This window comes from Natronomonas sp. (assembly GCF_046710025.1).
Lineage (GTDB): Archaea > Halobacteriota > Halobacteria > Halobacteriales > Haloarculaceae > Natronomonas.
In genome coordinates this window covers 1-8,531 of record NZ_JBKEGK010000105.1, presented here as the reverse complement: position 1 = coordinate 8,531, position 8,531 = coordinate 1, and the positions used below count along the sequence as shown (strand labels likewise).

The window sequence follows — 8,531 nt, the reverse complement described above, 5'->3', positions numbered from 1 at the left end:
CCCGTATGGATGTCTAGTCCGAACGACAATGTTTGGGTGAGTTTGGACGACTGCACTATATTCTCGTATGGTTCGATACTCGTTAAAAGTTCGTGTTGTGACGCGCTTCACCCACGGGCACGGTGGCTCGTGGTACTCGCGCTGTTATTCATTATAGATTGCCATAGTTCCCCGAAGGGACTCCGATCCCGTCGTGAACCGACAAAATGGCCTCATCCCCGAGAAAACCCGAGAGAGCAGGTCGGTGGACTTAGTACGGAGGCGGAGAAAGGGGGCGGGTATGAACGTTGCAGACGCGATGACACCACGGTCGGAAGTGGTCACCGTCGAGATTCCGGGGACCCGCGAGGACGTACTCGAGTATCTGCAGGACCGAGGGTTCTCGTCGGTTCCCGTCATCCGGGTCGATGACGACGGGGAGCAGTTCCGCGGTCTCGTCACCCGAGGGTCGCTCATCGAACAGCCTGACGAGGACCAACTTGCGCTCCTCGCCCGGGAAGTCCCGACCATCGGCCGATCGGCGTCGCTCACCGACCTCGCCGAGCTCGTTCTCGAGTCCGGCGAGCGCCGGGTGCCCGTAGTCGAAGACGGCGAGCTCCTCGGCATTGTCACGGTTACCGACCTCGTTCGGGCCCTCGCGGAGGGCGAATCCGACGGAGAGACGACTGTCGGGGGGCTAGCGACACGGGAGATCAACACGGTCTATCACGGCACGCCGCTGCCGGTCGCCGAGCGGGAGCTTTCCTACGCCGGCGTCGCCTACGCGATCGTGCTTGACGACGACGGCAGACAGACCGGGATGATCACCGAGGTCGACATCATCGATGTCGCCCACGTCGTGCAGGGTGAGTCCAATCCCGGAGACGCCGTCGCGAACCAAGATGACGAGTGGATGTGGGAGGGAATCAAAGCCGTCGGCAGTCGATCGATCCCGACGCTGAACGTCGAGATCCCCTCGACCGCGGTCTCGGAGTTCATGAGCGAGGATCTCATTACCGTCCCGAAGACCCGGACCGCACGCGAGACCGCACAGTCGATGTTGTCGAACGATATCGAGCAGATCCCGCTGCTCTCGGGCGACGAACTCGTCGGCATCGTTCGGGACGTCGACCTCTTGGGGGCGCTCGTATGAGCGAGACGGCGGCTCTCGCCGAGCTCGCGAAACGTCGCGGGTTCTTCTTCGCCTCCAACGGGGCGTACGGCGGTACCGCCGGCTTCTACACGTACGGCCCCGAGGGGGCCGCGCTCAAGAGAAACCTCGAGGATTCCTGGCGCGACCTCTTCGTCCGCGAACTCGGCAACGTCGAACTCGAAGCGCCGACCGTGATGCCCGAGGCGGTGTTCGAGGCGTCCGGCCACCTCGACGGCTTCGACGACATGATCGTCGAGTGCGCCGAGTGTGGCGCGACCCACCGTGCCGACCACCTCGTTGAGGATGCGGTCACAGACATCGAAGACGCCGAGGCGCTCGGAACCGAGCGGGTCGGCGAACTCGTCGCCGAACACGACATCGCCTGTCCGTCCTGTGGGGCCTCCCTCGCCGAGGAACCCATCGAGGCGTTCAACCTCATGTTCGGGACGAACATCGGCCCGGGATCGGCTTCCCCCGGCTACCTCCGTCCTGAGACAGCACAGGGGATCTTCGTCGAGTTCCCCCGCCTGAAGGAGTACGCCAGAAACCAACTCCCGTTCGGTGTGGCTCAAATTGGGCGGGCTTACCGGAACGAAATCTCTCCCCGACGGGCGCTGGTCCGCGTCCGGGAGTTTACGCAGGCCGAACTGGAGCATTTCATCGACCCCGAACGCGACGAGCCCCCGATCGAGCGGATCGCCGACGTTGAGGTGCCGTTGTACTCCGCGTCGGCACAGAACGCTGACGACGGTGGCGTTGAAACACTCACCGTGCGGTCGGCGCTTGAGGAGGGCATCCTCGAAAGCGAGTGGGTCGCCTACTATCTCGGACGTTCGATCGAATTCTACGATCGGATCGGGATCGACATGGACCGATTCCGGTACCGACAGCACCTCGCCGGCGAGCGTGCCCACTACGCCGCCGACTGTTGGGACGCCGAAACCGAACTCGGCGGCAACTGGATCGAAGTGACGGGCTTTGCCTACCGGTCGGATTACGACCTCTCGAAGCACGGCGACTACTCCGAGGAGCCGTTCACCCTGTTCCGGCAGTACGAGGAGCCGAAGACCGTCGAGCGCGCCGTCGTCGATCCGGACATGAGCTATCTTGGCCCGGAGTTCGGCGGCGACGCGGCCGAGATCGCTGAGGAACTAAAGACGCTCGCCGGCTGGGATCGATCCGCGTTCGACGGCGACGAGGTCAGCGTCGAGTTCGACGGCGAGACCTACACCGTTCCCGTCGAGAAGACCGGCTTCGCCGTTGAAGAGCGGACCGAAGCCGGCGAACACATCACGCCGCACGTCGTCGAGCCGTCGTTCGGTGTCGATCGACTCGTGTACAGCGTTCTGATCCACGCTCTCGAGACCGACACAGTCGACGGCGAGGAACGGTCGTTCCTCGAGCTTCCGTCAACGATGGCTCCGACGACGGTCGCCGTCTTCCCGTTGATGACGAAAGACGGCCTCGACGACCGCGCCCGCTCGCTCGCTGACCGCCTCCGTACCGAGGGATTCGAGGTTAGCTACGACGATACCGGAAACATCGGGCGGCGCTACCGCCGACAGGACGAAGTCGGGACACCCTACTGCGTCACCGTGGACTACGAGACCAAAGACGAGGATACCGTAACGATCAGAGAACGGGACTCAACGGAGCAGACCCGCGTGCCGACGGCGGACCTCCCCGAGGCGATCCGCCGCCTTGTCGACGGCGCAACGCTGTCGGCGTTGTGATCGACGCCCGAGGACTGTCGCTTCCCGCCGGAGCCCGCGTGATCGGTCTGTAGCATTTATCACCTCGGGGGGAGCACGGATCGGTATGACGGTCTACGAGTCCGACCTCCCGGGCGTCGGGAAGAAGTTCGAGATCGACCTCGACGACGAGTCGACGCTCATCATCGTGATTCACAACACCGGCAAGCGCGAGGTGTTCAAACGCGAGGGCGAGGCGGACTCCGTGAAGCTGTTCGAGATCACCGACCAACTGTCCCGGCAAGTCGGCTCCATCCTGGAAGGTGCGTACTTCCAGCCGATCGCCACCGACACCACAGAGACGATGTTGGACGACGATTCGCTGCTCGAGTGGGTCAAGGTCCCCGACGGCTCCGGGGTCGTCGGCCGGACGCTCAGGGAGCTTGATCTCCGCAACGTCACGGGTGCGTCGGTCGTCGCGATCCGGCGGGACGACGACACCGAGTCGAACCCGGGCCCCGACACCGTCCTCGGGACCGACGACACGCTGATTCTTCTCGGAACGCGGGAGGCCTGTCATCGGGCGGAATCGCTGGTCGCCGGAGGCGACGGGGCCGACGGGCGCGACGCGGACGACGCCTGAGCCATGGCGGAGGTCCTCCTCGAGACCGGACTCGTGCTCGCGGTTCTCGCCCTCGCCGGGACGGTCGCCCGACGGCTCGGCCAGTCGGTGATCCCCTTCTACGTCGTCTCCGGGATGTTGATGAGTCCCTTCGTCCTCGGGCGGGTCGGCGTCCCCATGGTGGCGGGGTACGCGATCGAACTCCAGCCGTACATCACCCTGTTGGCCGAACTGGGCATCGTCTTCTTGCTGTTCTTTCTCGGCTTGGAGTTCAGTCTTGAGCGGCTGCTCGAATCGAGCGAGCGGATCACCAAAGCGGGGACGCTCGACCTGCTCGTGAACCTCCCGGCAGGCGTCGTGGTCGGTCTCGCGCTCGGGTGGTCGCCTCTCGAGGCGTTCGTCCTCGGAGGGATCGTTTACATCTCCTCGTCGGCGGTCATCACGAAGTCGCTCATCGATCTGGGGTGGATCGCCAACGACGAGTCAAACCCGATCCTCGGGACGCTCGTCTACGAGGACCTGTTCATCGCCTTCTACTTGGCCGTCCTGTCGGCGATCCTCCTCGGCGGCGGCGAACTGACCGAGATCTCCATCGATGTCGGTACCGCGATGGTGTTTCTGCTCGCGCTCGTGAGTTCGGTCCAGTTCGGGTCGAGGTTTTTCCAGGAATTCCTTGAAGTCGACTCCGAGGAGATGTTCGTCCTCCGGGCGGTCGCGATAACCGTCCTCGTCGCCGGGTTCGCTCTCGCGATCGGCGTCAGCGAGGCCGTCGCGGCGTTCTTCGTCGGGATGGCCTTCTCGGGGACGGAGCACCTCCACGACCTTGAGCGCCGGCTCATCCCGCTTCGGGACGTCTTCGCGGCCGTGTTCTTCTTTTGGATCGGGATCCGTACCGATCCGGCCGTCTTTCCGGCAGTCGCTGGGATCATCGCCGTCCTCGTCCTCGTGACGGCGCCGACGAAACTGTTCACCGGCTTCGTCAGCGGCCGAATCTACGGTCTCGACGACCGACGCAACGTCCGGGTCGGGCTGGGGATGGTCACGCGCGGGGAGTTCTCGCTCATTATCGCGGCCATCGCGGCCGACGCGGTCGCCGGTGGGACCGTCCTCGCCGAGACGATTCCGGCCGTCGCGGTCGGGTACGTCCTCGTGATGAGCATCCTCGGGACGATGCTCATGCAGTACTCGTCGTTCTTCGAGCGGTTCGTCGTCGACGGGCGATCAGCCTCCTGATGGAAGCGAACGAATAGCGAACAGGCGGCGCGTTCCCTCCGACGACCCGTGCGCCGCGCTCCCGCTTCGGCGGATCGCCGACGATTGCTCACACGACGAGCGGGCCTGCTCCCGTTCCAGTATATAATTCATCGGACGGAGGTTCACTTTCACCGCGGTGGCCGAACCCTTATACGGCGAAACGACGAATTCATTCGTAGATGGCGACAGCCTCCGGCGAAACAGAGTACATCCAGGGACCGCTTCTCGCTGACGGCCTGCTGGAAAAGCGGAGCTATCAGCTTAGCCTGGCCGAAACCGCCGCGTCCGATCACACCCTGGTCTGTCTGCCGACCGGACTCGGGAAGACGGCCGTCAGCCTGCTCGTTTCCGCCGAGCGGCTGGCCGAACACGGCGGACGGTCGTTGCTCCTCGCGCCGACGAAGCCGCTCGTCCAACAGCACGCCGCCTTCTACCGCGAGGCCCTCTCGGTGGACGACGACGATATCGTCGTCTTCACCGGCGCGGTTCGCCCCGACGACCGAGCCGACCTCTGGGAGTCCGCGCAGGTCATCTGTGCGACGCCGCAGGTGATCGAGAACGACCTCGTCGGCAACCGAATCTCGCTTTCGGACGTGACACACATCACCTTCGACGAATGTCACCGCGCGACCGGCAACTACGCCTACAACTACATCGCCGACCGCTACCACGCCGACGCCGAGACGCCGCTTGTCACCGGGATGAGCGCCTCGCCCGGCGGCGACAAAGAAGAGATCCTGACCGTCTGCGATAACCTCGGACTGTGCGACGTAGCCGTGATGACCGAGGACGACGCCGACGTAGCCGCCCACACCCACACCACCGATGTCGAGTGGGAGCGCGTCGAACTCCCCGACACCGTCATCGAGATCCGCGACGCACTCAACGACGTGATTTCCGAGCGGTTGACGAAACTGAAGCAACTGGGTGTGACAAACTCAACGGACCCGAGCATGTCTCAATCGCAACTCAACGCGATCCGAGCGAAACTCCAGGAGCTGATCAACAACGACAGCTCCGAGGGGTACAAAGGAATGAGCGCCCACGCCGAGATCATGAAACTCCGGCGGGCCGTCGAGTTGGTCGAAACGCAAAGCGTCGAGTCGTTGCGGCGGTACTTCGAGCGACAGCGCGAGGACGCCAAATCTTCCGGGGCGTCGAAGGCGAGCCAACGCTTCGTCAGCGACCCTCGTGTCAAGGAGGCGATGCGCCGCGCGGAAGCGTTCGACGACCTCCACCCGAAGTTCCGCCGGGCCCGAATCCTGCTTGCACAGACGCTGGGGATCGAGGACGGCGAACGCGTCATCGTCTTCACTGAGTCCCGCGACACCGCGGAGACGCTGACGGCGTTTCTCGGCGAGCACTTCTCGACCCGCCGGTTCGTCGGCCAGGGCGACAAGGAGGGCTCCGATGGGATGACCCAGACCGAACAAAAAGACACCCTCGACGCGTTCCGAGGCGGCGAGTTCGAGGTTCTCGTTTCGACCTCGGTTGCGGAGGAGGGTCTCGACGTCCCGGATGTCGATCTTGTCCTCTTTTATGAACCGGTGCCGAAGGGCATCCGCTCGATCCAGCGCAAGGGCCGGACCGGGCGAGCCAGCGACGGCCGTGTGGTCGTGCTCCTCGCGGAGGACACTCGCGATGAGGCGTTTTTCTGGATTTCGCGGAACGAGGAGAAAAAGATGGAGGAGGAGCTCCGGAAGCTAAAGAATCTTGAGGGCGAGATCGAATCCGAGATCCGACAACAGGTCGGGATCGGCGAGTTCGACCCCCCCGACGGCGCGGGTGCGGACGCCGACCGGAACGGGAGCGAGGATCCTGGAGGCGAAGCCGCCGCGAGCCCCGGCGATACGGGTGCCGCCGACACCGATATCGACGCGCGAGGCCAGGCCGGCCTCGCCGACTTCTCGGGGACGGCCTCCGGTTCCACGTCCGACGATCGGACGCCGTCGGAAGGAACGGATTCGCCCCCCGACGGAGCGGATTCCGGGCCGGACGACCCGGAGCCGACCGTCGCCGAACCGACGGCCGAGGGGATCGAGATCGTCGCCGACCAGCGCGAACTCGATACACACATCGCCCGCGACCTCTCGACCCGCGAGGGCATCGAGACGCGGCTCGAGACGCTCGAGGTCGGCGACTACGTCCTCTCGGATCGGGTCGTCGTCGAGCGCAAGGCGGTCGAGGACTTCCTCGAGACGCTCGTCGGCGGCGACCGGTCGCTGTTCGAGCAGGTCGGCGCGGCCGCCCGCCACTACGCCCGCCCGGTCGTCGTCATCGAGGGCGAGCGCCTCTACGAGGCCCGGAACGTCCACCCGAACGCGATCCGGGGCGCGATCGCCTCGCTCGCGGTCGATTTCGGCGCGAGCGTCCTCCGGACGACCGACGCCGACGACACCGCCGACCTCCTCGAGGTGATCGCCCGCCGCGAGCAGGAGACCGACGACCGGAGCGTCTCGGTCCACGGCGAGAAGGGCGGCAAGACGCTCGCGGAACAACAGGAGTATGTCGTCGGGGCGGTCGCCGAGGTCGGCCCCGTCACCGCGCGGGCGCTCCTTGCGCACTTCGGCAGCGTTGAGGCCGTCATGGGCGCGACGGAGGAGGACCTCCTCGCGGTCGACGGCGTCGGCGAGGTGACGGCCGACCGGATCCGGACGGTAACCGCGAGTCCCTACGCCGACTCCGATTCCGACGCCGCCCCCGGCCCTGGCCCTGGCCCCGACGCCAACTCCGATACCGACGCTGACTCCGATCCTGGCCCCGACTCCAACCCCGACGCCGACGCCGAGTGAGCCGGCTCACTCCGCGACGGCGCAGTTGTTCGGCCCGAGTTCGAGCTCGAACGCCGCGTCGTCGTCGGCCGTCTCCCGGCCGAGGTTGATCGCGACGATCCGCTCGTGGTTCGCCGGCGGCTCCCCGACCGACCCGACGATCCGCTCGACGAACGCCTCGCGCCCCTCCGAGAACGCCGCCAGCCGCGACCGGAGCTCCCCGAGGTCGGCGGTGTAGGGACCGCCCCGCCCCGGCCGGACGTGCCCGGACGCGACCACGGTGTCGTCGGCCAGCCCCGCGAACCGCTCGGTGAGCGTCGCGTACAGCTCCGCGGCGAGCGCCTCCGGGTCCGCGTCGCCGCCCTGTAGGTCCGGGCGGGCGACGCCGTCGAGGAACAGCGAGTCGCCGGCCAGCAACACGCCATCCACCAGCAGCGACGCCGATCCCGTCGTGTGCCCCGGCGACGCCCGGGCCTCGAGTTCGGCGTCGCCCACCGCGAGCGCGTCGCCGTCCGCGAGCGCGTCGACCTCGTATTCGATCCCCCGCTCGACGGCGGCCGCCGGAACCGAGGGGGTCACGCCGGCCGCCTCGGCGAGCGACCGAAGCCCGCTGACGTGATCGGCGTGAACGTGGGTGTCGACGACGGCGACGATCTCCGCGCCGAGCGCCGCGGCGTCCGCCACGTACCGGTCGACGAACGCGGCCAGCGGGTCGACGATCGCCGCCTCGCCGCCGTCAACGACGGCGTAGCCTAGACACCCGGTCGCGGGGCGGCGATACTGGTACACCGTCGCCTCGGTCGCCCCGTCTGCGATTTCCGCCCGCCGGTAGACGTCCGCCCACGCCGCCATCCCGCCGGAGAGGTTCCGGGCTTCGATCCCCGCCTCGGCGAGCTGTTCGACCACCTTGGCGCTCTCCTCGCCGCGGGGACAAACGACCACGTACGACTCCTCGGGGTCGACGAGCGACCCGACGTCGCCGGTCACGCCCGCGCTCACGAACCGCATGTACGGGACGTGCGTCGACTCGACGTTCGGCCCCTCGATCCGCCAGGCGTCGA

The 8,531-nt window shown here is 66.3% G+C and carries 6 protein-coding genes; 5 read left to right on the top strand and 1 reads right to left on the bottom strand.

The features are described 5' to 3' along the window. Nucleotides 1-280 precede the first annotated feature (280 nt). The 5 genes from ACI944_RS08490 (at nt 281) to ACI944_RS08470 (ending at nt 7,491) form a co-directional block, all read left to right on the top strand. Nucleotides 281-1,132 (top strand): CBS domain-containing protein, encoded by an 852-nt coding sequence (locus ACI944_RS08490; RefSeq protein ID WP_411718623.1) that lies wholly within the window; start codon nt 281-283, stop codon nt 1,130-1,132. Beyond that, nucleotides 1,129-2,865, top strand: a complete 1,737-nt coding sequence (glyS, locus tag ACI944_RS08485) for a glycine--tRNA ligase (protein WP_411718622.1) — start codon at nt 1,129-1,131, stop codon at nt 2,863-2,865. The genes ACI944_RS08490 and glyS overlap by 4 nt, the downstream gene beginning before the upstream one ends. Before the next feature lie 85 nt (nt 2,866-2,950). Next, nucleotides 2,951-3,466, top strand: a complete 516-nt coding sequence (locus tag ACI944_RS08480; RefSeq protein WP_411718621.1) for a cation:proton antiporter regulatory subunit — start codon at nt 2,951-2,953, stop codon at nt 3,464-3,466. Between the two features lie 3 nt (nt 3,467-3,469). Further along, nucleotides 3,470-4,678, top strand: a complete 1,209-nt coding sequence (locus tag ACI944_RS08475) for a cation:proton antiporter (protein WP_411718620.1) — start codon at nt 3,470-3,472, stop codon at nt 4,676-4,678. Between the two features lie 200 nt (nt 4,679-4,878). After that, complete coding sequence (locus tag ACI944_RS08470; protein ID WP_411718619.1) at nt 4,879-7,491, top strand: DEAD/DEAH box helicase; 2,613 nt, start codon at nt 4,879-4,881, stop codon at nt 7,489-7,491. A gap of 6 nt (nt 7,492-7,497) precedes the next feature. Here ACI944_RS08470 and ACI944_RS08465 read toward each other — a convergent pair. After that, nucleotides 7,498-8,531 (bottom strand): MBL fold metallo-hydrolase (locus ACI944_RS08465; RefSeq protein ID WP_411718618.1); only part of this gene is annotated, 1,034 nt, incomplete at its 5' end.